The following is a 15,509-nucleotide window of genomic DNA, read 5'->3' on the forward strand; positions in this document are numbered from 1 at the left end:
AGCACGCGAGTGAGACCGACGGTGGAACAGGAAGAACTACGGGCTGCCGTACGGTCGGTGCTCGCCCGACACCAGGGCGCGGCGGCCTGGCGTCCGTTGTCCGAGCAGATCGGCGTCGCGGGCCTCGCCGTACCGGAGCAGTACGGCGGGGCGGGCTGCGGAGCCGTGGAGGTCCACGTCGTGATGGAGGAGTTGGGCAGACAGCTCAGTCCCGTCCCTCTTCTCGGCTCAGCGGTCCTCACGGTGCAGGCGCTGCTCGCCTCGGGTGACGGGACGGCGTGCGCGCGGCTTCTGCCGCGGCTCACCGCCGGCCGCGCCATCGGGACACTGGCGTGGGCCGAGCAAGGCTCGTGGGATCCGGCGGCGGTCCGCACCGCGGCAACCGCCGGGCCGAGCGGGACGTGGCGACTGGACGGGGCCAAGGAACACGTACTGGACGGCTCCCAGGCCGATGTACTGCTCGTGGCCGCCCGTACGGACGCGGGAGTCTCACTACTCGAGGTCGACGTCAACGGCCCGGGAGTGAACCGCGAAGCCGCGGTCACCATGGACCGGTCACGCACGCAGTCGCGTGTGGTCCTCCGGCACGCGGTGGGCCGGCTGGTCGGCGAGGACGGCACGGGTGAGGGGGTGCTGCGGCGCGTACTGGACCTGGCGTGCACGGCGCTCGCCGCCGAGCAGGTCGGGGCGGCCGAACGCTGCCTCGAACTCACGGTCGCCCATGCCCGGGACCGTAGGCAGTTCGGGCGGCCCATCGGCTCCTTCCAGGCGGTGAAGCACCGGCTGGCAGACGCGTACGTGCTGGTGGAGTCGGCGCGCTCGACCGCGCTGGGCGCGGCCTTCGCGGCGGCGGACGAATCGCCGGAGCTGACCCGCTACGCCGCGGTGGCCAAGTCGGCGTGCTCGGAGGCGTTCTCCGCGGTGGCGGGCGAGATGATCCAACTGCACGGCGGGATCGGCATCACCTGGGAGCACGATGCCCACCGCTACTTCAAGCGCGCACATGGATCGAGTCGGCTCTTCGGGCCACCGGCATGGCACCGGGCACGGCTCTCCGCCTGCCTGGGGCTGACGCCGACGTGAGCGTTCACCGGCCCTGGAGCAGCAGCCTGACGCCGTCCGCGAGCCCCATGGCTCCACCGGCGCCGCCGGGCATCCTGCGGCTGAGTCGGTATTCACCGTGTCGACGTGCGCCCCGCCGTCGGCGTCGTCGGCGGGGGCCGCAGGTAGGCAATGACCGGCAGACCCGCTGATGCGAACCTCCGCCCGGGCACCCGCCGTTTCGCCAGGGCCTGCAGCGGCTGCCGGCGAGCCGGTCGCCGATCCGGTCCCGTTCACGCCGTGCGGGCTTCAGCGGCAACGGCCCGCATACGGGCAGGACATGGGTCCCGACCGCCAGCCGAACACGCTCCACGGGCGTCTGACGGAGGAACACGAACCCGGCGAGGGGTCGGTGAGCTGACGGTGCGCACATGATGTCAGCCTGGCGGCGTGTCTCCTCGGCCTTGCGCCGCAGGGCGAGCGGCACGGGCATTGCGGTGTGGTGCGACAGTACGCCGCGGCAGCCGTCAATGCGCTCGGGAGCGGCCGCAGTTCGCCGCTCATCGTGGACGGGCCACCGGGCGTCCGTCGTCGGGCCGAGGCACCTGCCGGGACGCCCGGCTGGTGTGGCATCAGGGCCTGATCGCCGCCGCCGTGCAGGAGCGACCCGGCGGGCCTAGCGTGGAGGAGGAGTGGTGTCCTCATTCGGACGTCCTCGTCCGGACGTCCTCGTCTGGCAGGAGGCCTGCCCGTGAGGTACTCGCAGATGCACTGGCGCCGGGCGTGCGTGGGCGTGGCGGCGGCCTCGATGCTGGCCGTACCGGCGTCCACAGGAAGCGCGTACGGTGTCACGCCGGCCCTGGGGCCCTCCCTTTCCGCGTCGCCCTCCAGCAACAACGACTTCCCCGAGCTCAGCCCGGACGTCGCTGCCCGTCTGGACACCGCCGTTCGGCAGGTCATGCGCGAGGCGGACGTGCCCGGCGTCATGGTCAGTCTGTCGGCGCCCGGCAAGGGGAGCTACGTGCGGGCCTTCGGTGTCGCCGACAAGGCCACCGGCACCCCCATGGACCCGGATCTGTACATGCGGATCGGCAGTGAGACCAAGACCTTCACCGTGACCGCCCTGCTCGAACTGGTCGATCAGGGCAAGGTGGCGCTGGACGATCCGATCGCGAAGTACATCAGCGGAGTCCCCAACGGGGACAGGATCACGCTGCGGAACCTGGCGGGCATGCGCAGCGGATTGTTCAACTACTCCATGGACGAGGGCTTCGTCAAAGCGCTCGAGTCCGATCCGAGAAAACCCTTCACACCCCAGCAGTTGCTGGACTATGCCTTCAAACACCCCGTGCAGTTCCAGCCCGGTGAGGAGTTCGAGTACTCCAACACCAACCTGATCCTGCTCGGGCTGGTCGTGGAGAAGGCCGGCGGTATGCCGCTGAACGAATTCATCGACCAGAGGGTCGTGAAACCGGCCGGGCTGCGCCACACCGTCTTCCCGACCGGCGCAGAGTTCCCGAGCCCGCACGCGCACGGCTACACCAATCAGACCGCCTCCGGAAAGGTCGAGGACTCCACGAGCTGGGATCCCTCCTGGGGCTGGGCGGCCGGGGCGATGATCTCCGACCTCCGGGACCTGCGCAGCTGGGCCCGTACTCTCGCCACCGGCACCCTGCTGTCCCCCGAGACGCAGGCCCAGCGTCTCAAGACGGAGTCGACGGGCATTCCGGGCGCCGGCTATGGACTGGGCATCTTCGACATCCAGGGGTGGATCGGCCACAACGGCTCGCTGCCGGGCTACGAGTCCCTCACCTTGTACCTGCCCGAGTCCAAGGCCACGCTGGTCGTGCTGCTCAACACGGACATCCTCCACGACAACACGGAGCCCAGCACCCTCTTCGGCCAAGCGATCACACGCATCGTGACCCCCGAGCACGTGTTCAACATCCCGGTCGTGACACCGCGGCCGTCCTCGTAGTGACGGCAGACCGCCCGTTCGACCTGACGGTGCAACAGCTTGTCACCGAATGATCGAACGGTCCGGGCCCGGCTCCCCTGTGAGGCGTGTGAGGGAGCCGGGCCCGTCGACCGGGTCGCCGATCACGCCTCGGGGCAGAGCACGACCGGCAGTTCCGCAAGGCCGCGGAAGGCGGGGAAGGGGACCTCCATCCACTTCGCCTCGGCCGAGGGGTCGGCCGGAGCGATTCGCGGGAACCGGCTGAAGAGAGTGGTCAGGGCCAACTGCATCTCCAGCCGCGCCAGCGGTGCGCCCAGGCAGTAGTGGCTGCCGTGGCCGAACCCCAGATGGCCGCTCTGCGCGTTTCCCGGCCGTCTCACGTCGAACTCGTCCGGGGACTCGAACTTCCGCGGGTCGCGATTCGCGGACAGGAGCGAGATCTGCACCAGGGCGCCCTTCGGGATCCGTGTACCGCCGATCTCCACGTCCTCGGTCGCGAACCGGAACGTAGCGCTTTCCACCGAGCCGTCGTAGCGCACCAGTTCTTCGACCGCGGGGCCGACAAGCTCCGGGTACTCCCGCACGGCGCGCAGCTGTGCGGGGTTGGCCATGAGGTGGTGCACGGCATTGCCGATGAGGTACGCGGTCGTCTTGTGGCCCGCGAACATCAGCAGGAACGCCGTCGAGACCAGCTCGTTCTCCGAGAGGCCGCCGTCCTTGTCCCGGGCCTCGGTCAGCGCGCTCAGCAGGTCCTCGCCGGGGCACTCGCGCTTTCGCGCGATGAGCTGTGTGAAGTAGGCGTGCAGGTCCTCCTCCGCCTTCTGCTGGGCCTGCTTGGACTCCTTGCTGAAGCCCGTCTGCGCCACCGTGGTGGACAGCCGCTGCATGTGGGGCTGTTCCTCGGTCGGCACGCCGAGCAGTTCGCAGATGACGGTGATCGGCAGGGGGAACGCGAACGCGGGCAGCAGATCCACCGGTTCCCGGGTGGGGCATGCGTCGAGCAGCTGGTCGACGATGTCCTGGATCTTCGGCCGCAGCGCCTCCACGCGGCGCGGGGTGAACTCGGAGTTGACGAGTCTGCGCAGCCGGGTGTGCTTGGGCGCGTCGGCGTTGAGCATGTTGTCGTCGAGCGAGACCGACGAGTCGCCGAAGATCCTCCGGTACGCGTCCATGGCCCCGTACATGTCCTTGCTCAGCCGGGGGTCGGACAGAGCGGCCCGGGCGTCCTCGTACCGTGTGATCAGGTACGTTTCTACGCCGTGCGGCGGCTTCATCGGGCAGACGGGCGCCGTGTCCCGGAGGGAGGCGTAGACCGGGTACGGGTTCCGCCGGAAGTCGGCGGTGCATTGCTCGGCTGCGGTGACGGGGTCCTGTGTGGTGGTCACGGACGGCTCCTGAGGTCGAAGAGTGCCTCGGCGTTGCCGCCGAGGATGAGCTGCTGGGACGCTTTGTCCACAGGCAGCTTCTCGATCATGCGGATGAGGTCCTCCAGCGGCGCGGACAACGGCGGCGAGTCGCTGCCGAACAGCATCCGCTCTGGCCCGAGGACCTCCGCGTTGAGGCTCAGGTGGGCCGGGCTGAACGGGCTGGTGTCGACGTACATGCGACGCAGGGCCGCGGCGGGGTCGGCCGACGGCGGGACCGAGGGCTGCGCGGCGGGGGGCTGCGGGGCCGCGGCCTGCGGGGCGGAGGCCGCGGCGGAGGGCGGCGCTCCCCCGCCCCAGTGCCGCGGACTCGCCGCCGTCTGCAGGCGCTCCGGCAGCAGCGCCATCGCGCCGCCGCCGGTCGCGCCGATCAGCCGCAGACCCGGGTACTTGTCCAGCCATCCCGCGAACGCGATCATGGCCATGCCCAGGGTGACATCGCCGAACCGGCCGATCTGCTCGACGAAGCCGATGGTGTCCACGCGCTCCGTCCCGATCGGTTCGGCCGGTGCGTGCACCAGGACCGGGACTCCCGCCTCTGCCGCCAGGGCGAAGAAGGAGTCCGCCCGCGGCGAGCCGAGAAGCTCGCCGTGGACGCTGGAAGTGGTGATCAGGCCGACGAAGGCGGGGTCCGCCAAGGTCTCCCGCACCCCTTCCAGATGATCGTCGTCGCCGAACGGGTTGGCGTAGACGTAACCCCGCAACTGGTCCGGGAACGAGGAGATCAGCCCCGACATCCAGTCGTGGAAACCACGCAGCCTGTCGCGCGGCTGCTTGTAGTTGTCCACGCCCGGGACCCGCGCCATCGCGCCGGCGCCCACCGGGCTGCCGATGATGGTGAGGTCGATCCCGGCCTGGGCCCGTGCCGCGAGCATTCCGTCGACGTCGGTCAGGCTCGGGGGCATGGGGAAGCGTCTGGCCGCCTCCGGCGGGGACAGATGTCCGTGGATGTCGATGATCATGTGTGGGTTCCCGGTTCTGGTGCGACTGCGCGGGTGACCGCGGCACAGTCCTCGTCGCCGAACCCCTGCTCGGCGGCGCGGGTGTGTGTCTGCGCGGCCGCGGCCGTGAGCGGGAGGCGCAGCCCTGCGGCGGCCGCCTGCTCCGTAGCGAGCATGAGGTCCTTCGCCATCAGGCGCAGCCGGAAGTCCGGCTCGTCGAAACGCCCGGTGGCCAGGCGCCGCGACTTGAACGACATGACCGGGGAGGCGAAGCCGCTGCCCGCGATCGTCCTGAGGACGAGCTGTTTGTCCAGGCCGGTGGCGGCCGCCAGTTCGGCGGCCTCGGCCATGGCCTGCACCTCTATCCCCATGAGGAGATTGAGCAGCAGTTTCATCCGCATGCCGGAGCCGAGTGCGCCCAGATGGACGACCTCCTTGCCCAGCAGTTCCAGCAGCGGCCTGCCTGCGGTGAAGACCCGCTCCTCGCCGCCGACGAACAGCCGCAGTTCGCCGTCGCGGGCGTGGTCGCGATTGCCCAGCATGCCGACGTCCATGACGGAGGGCACGTCCCCGGCGAGGCGGACGATCTCCTCGGGGGCCACGGTGCTGGCGCAGATCAGGGCGCCGCGGTAGGTGCCCCTGGCCAGGACACCGTCCGGGCCGCGCAGCACGGTGCCGAGAGCGTCGCCGTCGGCGACCGTGCAGATCACGGCGCTGGTTCCCTCGGCGGCTTCGCTGGGACGGCCGGCGGCGACGGCGCCGGCCCGGGCGAGCGGCTCGGTCCGCTCCGGGGTGCGGTTCCAGACCCGCACCTGCATGCCTTGCGCGAGCAGGCGTGAGGCCACGCCGGTGCCCATCGTGCCGAGACCGAGCACGGCGACGGGACCGGGGCCGTTGTGGGTGCGTGTCATGACTTGGCCTCCACGGTCTCCTTGACGACCCGGAACCGAAGAGACTGCGTCGAGTCGACCCAGGCACGAAGCGGGGCCACCAGTGCGCGATGGTCCTCGCTCTGCTGCCAGGCGAAGAAGTGTTCGGGTGTCTCCCATTCGCTGGTGATCACCCACTGCCGGGAGTCGTCGACCGGGGCGCCCAGTCGTTCGACAATGTGCCCTGGGGTACGAGCAACGGACTTCCGCATCTGCTCGTACATCTCCAGAAATCCCTGTTCGCCGCCCTCGATCACACGGACCGCGAAAACCACGGAAAGCCTTTCGGCCGTCTGGCCGTTCTGCACAGTGCCCATGTCTCCTCCTAATGGTGAGATCCGGCAGGACACGCTTCCCAAGGACTCACACCCCCCGTGGCGGTGCAACTCCGATGGGTGCACGACCCGGTCGGGAGCAGGGCTTTTCGTCCGCCACTTGGGCCGTCCGGGTGAGTTCGGAAGAGGCCTCTGCGGGGGCGGTTCCCAGGGCCGCGTGGAGCGCCGCGGGGCATCTGCCGACACCGGGACGGCGGACTCCTCCCGAGTGGTTTCCCGTGGCACTCGTGGCGCCGCCGCCTGGGCCGCGGCGCGGCGCGGGGCCTCGACGTCCTCGCCGACCGGGCCGTACGTTCGCACGCCGCACGTGCGGCGTGCGGCGTGCGGCGTGCGAGCAGGACGTTGCCGGGCGGATCTCTCGGGGACACCGGGCCGACGTCCGCCGCGGACCCGTCTCCGCTCCCGCCGATGAACCGGCAAAGGCGCCCATCACCCCTGACGTCGACCGGCGGACCGTCGCCCACCGCGGCCGCGGCAGCGGGGAGTGGCCCCTTCGCCGCGCCCTCGCGGGGACGACCCACGATGCGCAGCCGTTCCGGCGCAGCGGTCTCCGTTCGTGGGAACTGTGTCGGCGCCCTCCTCCGGAGTCGCCGGATGAATGAGCCTTCCTACCCGGCCGCGGTCCGGGAGTCCTACGACACCGTCGCCGTCGATCACGCCCAACAGGTCAAGAGGCCGGCGGAGTTGGATCCGTTGTCACGTGCGAAGCCGGGCGCGTTCGCCGATCTCGTGCAGGAGGCTGATCGTGGACCGGTCGCAGACCTGGGATGCGGCCCCGGACTGGTGACGGCACACCTGGCCGGGCTGGGGGTGCCCGCGTTCGGGGTCGACCTGTCGCCGAAGATGATCGAGGTGGCGCGGCAGCTCAATCCGCGGCTCACCTCCGGAAGAAACGGCTGTGGCCGGCGCGGTAGCCGTACTGCGCCCGTCCGGCCAGGTCTGAGCGCTTCATGGTCTCCCGCGAGCGGCCGCATTCTGACCATCTAGGATGTCGGCCGCGCGTAGACGTCACATGAGGTTGACGTCCACGCGCGGTCCTGCGTCACGCGCGGTCGAGTCCCATGTGCGGTCGTGCGTCCGCGAGCCGTCCATCCGGCTTTGTCCGGGTGGCTGTATCCAGCTGTATCTACGGGGGAGAACTTCGGTGTTCGGAATCATCAGGCCATGCCGTCATCGCCTGGGCGAGGGCATGCGTACCGAGTGGATGGCGCATCTGTGTGGGCTGTGCCTGGCGCTGCGCGGCGAGTACGGGCAGTTCGCGCGGGTGGCCACCAACTACGACGGCCTGATCGTCTCGGTGCTGACCGAGGCGCAGTCGGAGCGTACCGGCGACTGGCGGCGAGGTGCCGGTCCGTGCCCGCTGCGCGGGATGCGGTCGGCGGACGTGGCGCAGGGCGAGGGCGCGCGGCTGGCAGCGACGGTGTCGCTGGTGCTGGCCGCGGCGAAGATACGGGACCATGTGGCCGACGGCGACGGCCTGTTGGGGCGACGCCCGGTGACGCTGGCGGCACGCCGGATCGCCCAGGGCTGGGACCGTGCGGGCGCCGCGGGCGGCGAACGGCTCGGATTCGACACCGCGGTGCTGCTCGGCGCGGTCGAACGCCAGGCGGAGATCGAGCGGTTGACCGGCCCCGGCGGCTCGCTGCTGACGGTCACGGAGCCCACGGAGACGGCAACCGCCGCCGCCTTCGCGCACACCGCGGTACTCGCGGAGCGCCCGGACAACGTCGAACCGCTGGCGGAGGCCGGCCGTCTGTTCGGTCGGCTGGCGCATCTGCTGGACGCGGTGGAGGACCTGGACGCGGACGAGGCGTCCGGCGCATGGAACCCGATCGCCGTGACCGGCGCGGACCGCGCCGAGGTGCGTCGGCTCTGCGACGACGCCGTCCATGGGATCCGACTCGCCCTGTCCGACATCGAGTTCGTCGACGGGCGGCTGGTACGTGCGCTTCTGGACGGCGAGTTGGAGCGTGCCGTCGACCGCGTCTTCGACCTCCGGCATCGTCACCACCAGCACCGCCCCCAGGCGCGGGGCCCGCGCATGTTGCCTTGGCTGGGACGCCGTACGGCGACGGAGAGGCCCTCGGAGACCGGCACGGGCACGGCCTGCGGCGTCGGGGCGCTTGCGGGCGCGGCCCCGGAGGGCGCCTCGATGGCATCGGGCCGGCCGCTCGAGGGGCAGTGCCGGCGGTGCGGTCAGTGGCGCCGGTTGTGCGGCGATTGCGGGCTGTGCTTCAACTGCTGCACCTGCAACGAGGACCCCGGCCAGGATGACGGAGAGCCCCTGCAGTTCGGCGACGGCAACCGCAACGGCGGTTCGGGCCAGGATGGTTCCGGCCGGGACGGTTCCGGGGGCGACGGCTGGTTCGGCGGCCCGGGCAGCGGCAACTCGGGCGGTTCCTCCGGCGGTTCGGGCGGCGGCGGTCGTGGATCCGGTGGCTCGGGTGGTTCCGGCGGTGGCTCGGGTGACGGCTGCGGCGGTGGCGGTGGCTGCTGCAATCCGTGCAAGTGCTGCTGCGACTGCTGCGACTGAACGACGGATGAGCCCGGGCGGGCTCCCGCCCCCGGAGGAATTCGCCTGGCTGGGCGGCCGGCTCACGAGCCAGGCCGCCCCCCGGACGAGAACAGCTGGGTGGAGCAGTGCGGTGTGACCGCGAGCTACAGGGCGCTGCGGGAAGGGAGTGACCTGATCCCGCTCGTGGTGCACCCGACCGACCGGGTCACCTTCACCGACGGCACCAAGGCGCCCTACGGCTCGGCCGCCACGGCCACCGCTGACGGTCTCACGCTGCGCTGTGGACGCACCACGGTCCTGATCCGTTGGGAGGTCCCGCGCCCCGCGAGCCTCACCGCGACGCCCACCACATTTCTGCGCGACGGTGCCCGCCGGGCCCATGCGCTGCGCATCCCGCACGGGGCGCGCTCCGCCTGACGGTCTCCTTCGGCTGAATCCTCCTCATCCGCCGGAACGGCGCCGGTCCCGGTCGGCATGGGACCGGGAGCGGACACGTGCCCGTCCTCGGCGCGGTCTACGGGGCGGAAGCGGCAGCCGGGGCGCAGGAGGGGTGTCCCCAGCCTTCGGGGTTCTTGGCGATCGTGTCGCCCTTGGCATAGGGCCGGCCGCAGCGGCACCGGCCCGGAAACTTCGCCGTGACCGAACCGCGCGACGATCCCGGGGAAGACGAGCGCCGGGGCCGGCCGGGACGGCGGGAGGGTGCGCCGCCGGTCGCGGAGTCCGACGCGGTCTCGGGCGGCGGCAGCACGGAGCCCACCGCGGAACCGGCCGGCTGCTGAGTGCGGGCGGTGTGACTGGCGGCGGCGTCCGCGGCCGCGTTCAACCGGTCCCCGTCGACCTGGTGCGCGGGAGTGTGGACGAACTCCACGTCCCGGCCCGTCAGCAGGGTGTCGATCGCGACGACGAGGTCCTGGTTGGCCACCGGGGTTCCGGCGGCCGTCTTCCATCCCCTGCGGCGCCAGCCCGCGAGCCAGGTGGTGACCGCCTTCATCGCGTACTGCGAGTCCATCCGCACCTGCAGCGGCAGCGCCGGGTCTGTCGCCTCGAGCAGTTGCCGCAGCGCGGTCAGCTCGGCGACGTTGTTGGTCGCCCGGCCGAGCGGGCCGGCCGCCCAGGACGCCACCTCGCCGTCCGCACCGGCGATGACCCACGCCCAGGCCGCCGGCCCGGGATTCCCCTTCGACGCCCCGTCACACGCGGCGATGTTCCGTTCCACCATTCGCCCATGCTGCCACGGCGCCGCGACCATGTTCGGCGTCGGCGGTGTTGTCCGTGGCACGGTGCAGGATCAGTACACCGATTCTGCGCAGGAGATGGGGCACCCACCGTGTCGATCACGAACCAGCAGGTGAAAGAGCATGTATTCCTGCAAGAGCTGTACGCGGACGCCTACTTCCCGGATCACGTCCTCGACAAAGGACGAGGGATACTGCTGGGCCTGTGTGAGCGGATCGAGGCGGAGCGTCCGTCGGGCCTGGCGGCGCTGTACGTACTCACAGAAGCGGCGACGAAGGAGTTCAACGCGCTGGAGGCCGAGTTCGAGGCCGCCGGGAGCGGGATCGAGACCGTCGCCCGCGAGGAGATCGCCGAGGACTTCTGGTTCGTGGCGTCGGCGTACGGGTTCGGAGACGCGGATGCGGAGGAGCTGATCGCTGCCAGGGAGTGGTGAAGCCGGCTGACCAGCAGGGGTCCGGGCCGACGCGACGACCGCCGCCGCCCGGGATTCGCACGGGTGCGCCGGCAGGGGCCACGCGCGGAGTGATGTCTCACTCGGGTGCCGGCAGGAGGTAGGCGCGCCGCTCCTCGGCGGTGGGCGCGCGGAAGACGCGGGTGCGGGCCTGGTGCAGCAGGGCGTCGAGGTCGGGGTCTTGCGGGACCCAGATGCGTACGATCCGGTCGCGGGACGCAGTCGCCGGGCGCGAGCCGTCCGAGTGCCAGGCCAGGCCGTTCGCCCAATCGGCGTGGACGCCGAGCACGGCGACCTGGGTCGCGGTTTCCGGGTCCCACAGCCGGACCGTGCGGTCGCGGGAGACGGATGCGAGGCGGCGGCCGTCGGGGACCAGTCGATCTTCCAGGCGTGGTCCTGCTGGCCGTGGAGCGTGATGACGGGCGTGCCGTCGTCCGCGTTCCAGACGACGACCCTCCGGTCGGTGGCCGAGGTCGCGAGACGGCGGCTGTCCGACGACCAGGCCGCTCCGCTGATCCAGTCGTCGTGACCGCGTACAGCCGTTCCGCGCGCCAGTACGTGCACGATCCCACCGGTGGCGGCGTCCCAGATCCTCGCGCGACGCGGTGGCGATGCGACGCCCGTCGGGTGACCACGAGACGGTGGACAGCTCGTCGGTGTGACCGAGCAGCGGCGTGCCTGCGCCGGTGCCGTCGGCGCGCCGGCTCACGGCGGTCCCGTCCTAGAGGGCTGCCACCAGCCGCGCTTCGTCGGGCGACCAGGCCACGCCGGAGATTTCTCCGCCGCTGCGCAGCACGACAGTGCGGCGCCCGGTGCCGGCGTCCCGGATCCGTATGGTGCCGTCCTGCGAGGCCCCGGCGACGCGGGTGCCGTCCGACGACGACGGGTTCGGTGTCGTCGCCGTCCGCCGCCGGCCAGCGCGGAGGCCCCGACGAGGACGAGCAGGACATCGAGCACGAGCCCCAGCAACCGTCGATCCATGGTCCGACAACCTGACCGCCGCCACTGGTGGGCGAGCAGACGCATCCTCCAAGTCACCACTTTCACAGGGAGAACGGTGCGAAACCGTGCAAGGTGTCGGGGAGCCGCAGGTGACCGGCCTCGGAAAAGTGACGCACGTCCTGGCTGCCTGGGCATCGTTCCTGGTAGCCAGGGCCCTACGCTGAGCGCTACGGAGCGTTCCAAGATCACAGCGGTCGCCGGGGACACCCGTGAGCGGCCACCACACGAGACGGAGCGAGATGTTCGGCAAACTACTGGTCGCCAACCGCGGTGAGATCGCGATCCGGGCCTTCAGGGCGGCATTCGAGCTCGGTGTCTCGACCGTGGCCGTCTTCCCCCACGAGGACCGCAACTCGCTGCACAGGGCGAAGGCGGACGAGGCGTACCGGATCGGCGAGCCCGGCCACCCCGTGCGGGCGTACCTCTCCGTCGACGAGATCGTGAAGGCCGCCCGCCAGGCGGGCGCCGACGCGGTCTACCCCGGCTACGGGTTCCTGTCGGAGAACCCGGAGCTGGCCGCGGCGTGCGCCGAGGCCGGCATCACCTTCGTGGGCCCGCCGGCATCGGTGCTGAACCTGACCGGCAACAAGGCCCGGGCTGTCGCGGCGGCGCGCGAGGCCGGCGTGCCGGTTCTGAAGTCGTCGGCGCCCACGTCCGACGTGGACGAGCTGATCCGCTCGGCCGAGGACATCGGTTTCCCCGTGTTCGTCAAGGCCGTCGCCGGCGGCGGCGGACGCGGTATGCGACGGGTCGAGCGGCCCGCCGACCTGCGGGAGGCGGCCGAGGCAGCCATGCGCGAGGCGCGCTCCGCCTTCGGTGACGCGACCGTGTTCCTGGAGCAGGCCGTGATCGACGCCCGTCACATCGAGGTGCAGATCCTCGCCGACGCCGACGGCAATGTGGTGCATCTCTACGAGCGGGACTGCTCGGTGCAGCGGCGTCACCAGAAGGTCGTCGAGATCGCACCGGCGCCCAGTCTCGATCCCGGGCTGCGGGACCGTATCTGCGCCGATGCCGTCGCGTTCGCCCGGCACATCGGCTATGTGAACGCCGGCACGGTGGAGTTCCTCGTCGACGCGCGCGGCAACCATGTCTTCATCGAGATGAACCCGCGCATCCAGGTCGAGCACACGGTCACCGAGCAGGTCACCGGCCGGGACCTGGTGATCGCACAGCTGCGCATCGCCTCGGGCATGACGCTTCCCGAGCTGAATCTGACGCAGGAGAGCATCACGCTGTCCGGCGCAGCCCTGCAGTGCCGGATCACGACCGAGGACCCGGCCAACGGTTTCCGGCCCGACACCGGGACCATCTCGGCCTACCGTTCCCCCGGCGGCCCCGGCGTGCGGCTCGACGGCGGCACCGTGCACACCGGCGCGTCGGTCTCGGCCCACTTCGACTCCCTGCTGGTCAAGCTGACCTGCGAGGGACACGACCACGCGAACGCGGTACGGCGGGCCCGGCGGGCCATCGCCGAGTTCCGCATCCGGGGTGTGGCGACCAACCTGCCGTTCCTGGGCGCCGTGCTGGACGACCCGGACTTCCAGGCGGGGCGGGTGACCACGTCCTTCATCGACGAGCGCCCGCACCTGCTGCGTACTCGGCCGCCGGCCGACCGGGGCAGCCGCATCCTGGGCCATCTCGCGGAGACGACCGTCAACCGTCCGCACGGTCCGCGTCCTTCGGTCGTGGAGCCGGTGGACAAGCTGCCCGCCACGGACCTCGCGGCTGCCCCCGCCGACGGCTCACGGCAGCGGCTGGCGGCGCTCGGGCCCGAGCGGTTCGCCGAGGAGCTGCGCAAGCAGTCCGCCGTGGCCGTCACGGACACCACCTTCCGCGACGCCCACCAGTCGCTGCTGGCGACCCGGGTGCGCACCCGGGACCTGCTCGCGGTGGCGCCCCACGTCGCCCGTACCGCTCCTGAGTTGCTGAGCCTCGAGTGCTGGGGCGGCGCGACCTTCGACGTGGCGCTGCGGTTCCTCGCGGAGGACCCGTGGGAGCGGCTCGCCGCACTGCGGGAGGCCGTGCCGAACATCTGCACCCAGATGCTGCTGCGCGGCCGCAACACGGTGGGATACACGCCTTACCCGACGGAGGTGACCGACGCGTTCGTGGCCGAGGCCGCCGCCACCGGCATGGACGTCTTCAGGATCTTCGACGCGCTCAACGACGTTTCGCAGATGCGCCCCGCGATCGACGCCGTACGGGCGACGGGAACGTCGCTGGCCGAGGTCGCACTCTGCTACACGGCCGACCTGTCGAACCCGGCGGAGAAGCTCTACACGCTGGACTACTACCTGCGTCTGGCCGAGGAGATCGTGGAGGCCGGGGCGCACGTCCTGGCCATCAAGGACATGGCGGGCCTGCTGCGTCCGCACGCCGCACGCACCCTGGTGACGGCGCTCCGGAAGCGTTTCGACCTGCCCGTGCACCTGCACACGCACGACACGGCGGGAGGTCAGCTCGCCACCCTGGTCGCGGCGATCGACGCCGGGGTCGACGCCGTGGACGCGGCCGTCGCGTCGATGGCCGGAACGACCAGTCAGCCCTCGCTGTCCGCGCTGGTCGCGGCGACGGACCACACCGAGCGGGCGACCGGCCTGTCGCTGCAGGCCGTAGGTGACCTGGAACCCTACTGGGAGGCGGTACGGAAGGTGTACCGGCCCTTCGAGTCGGGCCTCGCGTCGCCCACCGGCCGTGTCTACCACCACGAGATCCCCGGCGGGCAGCTGTCGAACCTGCGGCAGCAGGCCATCGCGCTCGGCCTGGGCGACCGGTTCGAGCTGGTCGAGGACTACTACGCGGCGGCCGACCGCATGCTGGGCCGCCTGGTCAAGGTCACACCGTCCTCGAAGGTCGTGGGCGACCTGGCGCTGCACCTGGTGGGCGCCGGGGTTTCGGCGGACGCCTTCGAGTCGTCACCGGAGAAGTTCGACGTCCCGGACTCGGTGATCGGCTTCCTGCGCGGCGAACTGGGTGACCCGCCCGGTGGCTGGCCGGAGCCGTTCCGCAGCAGGGCGCTGGCGGCCCGGCCGCCGCAGGCAGAGCCGCCGCGGCTGTCCGAGGACGATCGGCGGGGTCTGCGCGACGAGCGCCGCTCCACGCTCAACCGGCTGCTGTTCCCCGGCCCGGCGAAGTCGTTCGAGACCCATCGGGAGCACTACGGCGACACCTCGGTGCTCTCGACGAAGGACTTCTTCTACGGGCTCGAGCCCGACACCGAACACAACGTCACCCTGGAGCCGGGCGTCACGCTGCTGATCGAGCTGGAGGCCATCTCGGAGGCGGACGAGCGCGGGTTCCGCACGGTGCTGACCCGGATGAACGGGCAGATGCGCCCGGTCTCGGTGCGCGACAACTCCGTCGCCACGACGGTGAAGGCTGCGGAGAAGGCGGAGCGTGGCAACGACCGGCACGTCGCGGCCCCGTTCGCGGGCGTGGTCACCCTCCAGGTCGCGGAAGGCACCTCGGTGAACGCGGGTCAGACCGTGGCCACCATCGAGGCGATGAAGATGGAGGCGTCGATCACCGCGCAGAGCTCCGGCACGGTGCGGCGGGTCGCCATCGGCGAGATCCAGCAGGTGGAGGCGGGTGACCTGCTGATCGAGATCGCACCGTGACAGAGCGGGGCGGACCTCGCTGACGAGGGGCACGGCGCGCAGTGCACATCAAGCGCTG

At 71.2% G+C, this 15,509-nt stretch carries 13 protein-coding genes and 3 pseudogenes; 8 read left to right on the forward strand and 8 right to left on the reverse strand.

What is annotated here, in order from left to right:
- The first annotated feature begins 9 nt into the window (after window positions 1-9).
- Both IE198_RS20920 and IE198_RS20925 read left to right on the forward strand, forming a co-directional pair.
- Window positions 10-1,083: an acyl-CoA dehydrogenase family protein gene (locus IE198_RS20920; RefSeq protein WP_189888814.1), complete on the forward strand. Its 1,074-nt coding sequence runs from the start codon at window positions 10-12 to the stop codon at window positions 1,081-1,083.
- Between the two features lie 724 nt (window positions 1,084-1,807).
- Window positions 1,808-3,019: a serine hydrolase domain-containing protein gene (locus IE198_RS20925; RefSeq protein WP_189888950.1), complete on the forward strand. Its 1,212-nt coding sequence runs from the start codon at window positions 1,808-1,810 to the stop codon at window positions 3,017-3,019.
- Window positions 3,020-3,141: 122 nt separating this feature from the next.
- Here IE198_RS20925 and IE198_RS20930 read toward each other — a convergent pair whose 3' ends face one another.
- Genes IE198_RS20930 through IE198_RS20945 form a run of 4 tightly spaced genes read right to left on the reverse strand, consistent with a single transcriptional unit; the run spans window position 3,142 to window position 6,609 of the window.
- The gene (locus IE198_RS20930) at window positions 3,142-4,383 is read right to left on the reverse strand and encodes a cytochrome P450 family protein (RefSeq protein ID WP_189888817.1); all 1,242 of its coding nucleotides are present in this window, start codon (window positions 4,381-4,383) and stop codon (window positions 3,142-3,144) included.
- Window positions 4,380-5,384 (reverse strand): amidohydrolase family protein, encoded by a 1,005-nt coding sequence (locus IE198_RS20935; RefSeq protein ID WP_189888819.1) that lies wholly within the window; start codon window positions 5,382-5,384, stop codon window positions 4,380-4,382. Before IE198_RS20935 ends, IE198_RS20930 begins: the two co-directional genes overlap by 4 nt.
- Window positions 5,381-6,274, reverse strand: a complete 894-nt coding sequence (locus tag IE198_RS20940) for an NAD(P)-dependent oxidoreductase (RefSeq protein WP_189888821.1) — start codon at window positions 6,272-6,274, stop codon at window positions 5,381-5,383. Before IE198_RS20940 ends, IE198_RS20935 begins: the two co-directional genes overlap by 4 nt.
- A complete protein-coding gene (locus tag IE198_RS20945; protein ID WP_189888823.1) occupies window positions 6,271-6,609 on the reverse strand; it encodes an antibiotic biosynthesis monooxygenase family protein in 339 nt (112 codons plus the stop codon). The genes IE198_RS20940 and IE198_RS20945 overlap by 4 nt, the downstream gene beginning before the upstream one ends.
- A gap of 612 nt (window positions 6,610-7,221) precedes the next feature.
- Between IE198_RS20945 and IE198_RS20950 the strand changes: the two are divergent.
- Window positions 7,222-7,506: pseudogene (locus IE198_RS20950) on the forward strand (class I SAM-dependent methyltransferase); the annotation flags it as partial.
- A 7-nt stretch (window positions 7,507-7,513) separates the two neighbouring features.
- On the opposite strand, the pseudogene IE198_RS36930 reads toward IE198_RS20950, so the two are convergent.
- Window positions 7,514-7,603: pseudogene (locus IE198_RS36930) on the reverse strand (IS982 family transposase); the annotation flags it as partial.
- Between the two features lie 168 nt (window positions 7,604-7,771).
- On the opposite strand from IE198_RS36930, the gene IE198_RS20955 reads away from it, so the two are divergent.
- Both IE198_RS20955 and IE198_RS36155 read left to right on the forward strand, forming a co-directional pair.
- Complete coding sequence (locus tag IE198_RS20955) at window positions 7,772-9,160, forward strand: DUF5685 family protein (protein ID WP_189888827.1); 1,389 nt, start codon at window positions 7,772-7,774, stop codon at window positions 9,158-9,160.
- A gap of 114 nt (window positions 9,161-9,274) precedes the next feature.
- On the forward strand, window positions 9,275-9,559 hold the full coding sequence (locus IE198_RS36155) for a hypothetical protein (RefSeq protein ID WP_189888969.1): 285 nt from the start codon (window positions 9,275-9,277) through the stop codon (window positions 9,557-9,559).
- Between the two features lie 97 nt (window positions 9,560-9,656).
- Here the strand turns inward: IE198_RS36155 and IE198_RS20965 are convergent, their stop codons facing one another.
- Window positions 9,657-10,361 (reverse strand): ribonuclease H family protein, encoded by a 705-nt coding sequence (locus IE198_RS20965; RefSeq protein WP_189888829.1) that lies wholly within the window; start codon window positions 10,359-10,361, stop codon window positions 9,657-9,659.
- 108 nt (window positions 10,362-10,469) lie between these two features.
- Between IE198_RS20965 and IE198_RS20970 the strand changes: the two genes are divergently transcribed.
- On the forward strand, window positions 10,470-10,811 hold the full coding sequence (locus IE198_RS20970; protein ID WP_189888831.1) for a DUF5713 family protein: 342 nt from the start codon (window positions 10,470-10,472) through the stop codon (window positions 10,809-10,811).
- Window positions 10,812-10,908: 97 nt separating this feature from the next.
- Here IE198_RS20970 and IE198_RS35395 read toward each other — a convergent pair whose 3' ends face one another.
- The gene (locus IE198_RS35395; RefSeq protein ID WP_373299916.1) at window positions 10,909-11,217 is read right to left on the reverse strand and encodes a WD40 repeat domain-containing protein; all 309 of its coding nucleotides are present in this window, start codon (window positions 11,215-11,217) and stop codon (window positions 10,909-10,911) included.
- On the opposite strand from IE198_RS35395, the gene IE198_RS35400 reads away from it, so the two are divergent.
- The gene (locus tag IE198_RS35400) at window positions 11,104-11,358 is read left to right on the forward strand and encodes a hypothetical protein (RefSeq protein WP_229834164.1); all 255 of its coding nucleotides are present in this window, start codon (window positions 11,104-11,106) and stop codon (window positions 11,356-11,358) included. The two genes, IE198_RS35395 and IE198_RS35400, sit on opposite strands and share 114 nt — an antisense overlap.
- Before the next feature lie 75 nt (window positions 11,359-11,433).
- Here the strand turns inward: IE198_RS35400 and IE198_RS36650 are convergent.
- Window positions 11,434-11,538, reverse strand: a pseudogene (locus IE198_RS36650) (hypothetical protein); the annotation flags it as partial.
- Between the two features lie 532 nt (window positions 11,539-12,070).
- Here IE198_RS36650 and IE198_RS20980 point away from each other — a divergent pair.
- Complete coding sequence (locus tag IE198_RS20980; protein ID WP_189888835.1) at window positions 12,071-15,451, forward strand: pyruvate carboxylase; 3,381 nt, start codon at window positions 12,071-12,073, stop codon at window positions 15,449-15,451.
- Window positions 15,452-15,509: the final 58 nt, after the last annotated feature.

The organism is Streptomyces xantholiticus, from assembly GCF_014651015.1.
Classification (GTDB): Bacteria; Actinomycetota; Actinomycetes; order Streptomycetales; family Streptomycetaceae; genus Streptomyces; species Streptomyces xantholiticus.

Excerpts from the sequence above, each read along its gene's own strand:
- IE198_RS20925 (WP_189888950.1), top strand. The coding sequence starts at position 1,808 with ATGCACTGGCGCCGGGCGTGCGTGGGCGTGGCGGCGGCCTCGATGCTG.
- IE198_RS20935 (WP_189888819.1), bottom strand. The coding sequence starts at position 5,384 with ATGATCATCGACATCCACGGACATCTGTCCCCGCCGGAGGCGGCCAGA.
- IE198_RS20940 (WP_189888821.1), bottom strand. The coding sequence starts at position 6,274 with ATGACACGCACCCACAACGGCCCCGGTCCCGTCGCCGTGCTCGGTCTC.
- IE198_RS20945 (WP_189888823.1), bottom strand. The coding sequence starts at position 6,609 with ATGGGCACTGTGCAGAACGGCCAGACGGCCGAAAGGCTTTCCGTGGTT.
- IE198_RS20965 (WP_189888829.1), bottom strand. The coding sequence starts at position 10,361 with ATGGTGGAACGGAACATCGCCGCGTGTGACGGGGCGTCGAAGGGGAAT.
- IE198_RS20980 (WP_189888835.1), top strand. The coding sequence starts at position 12,071 with ATGTTCGGCAAACTACTGGTCGCCAACCGCGGTGAGATCGCGATCCGG.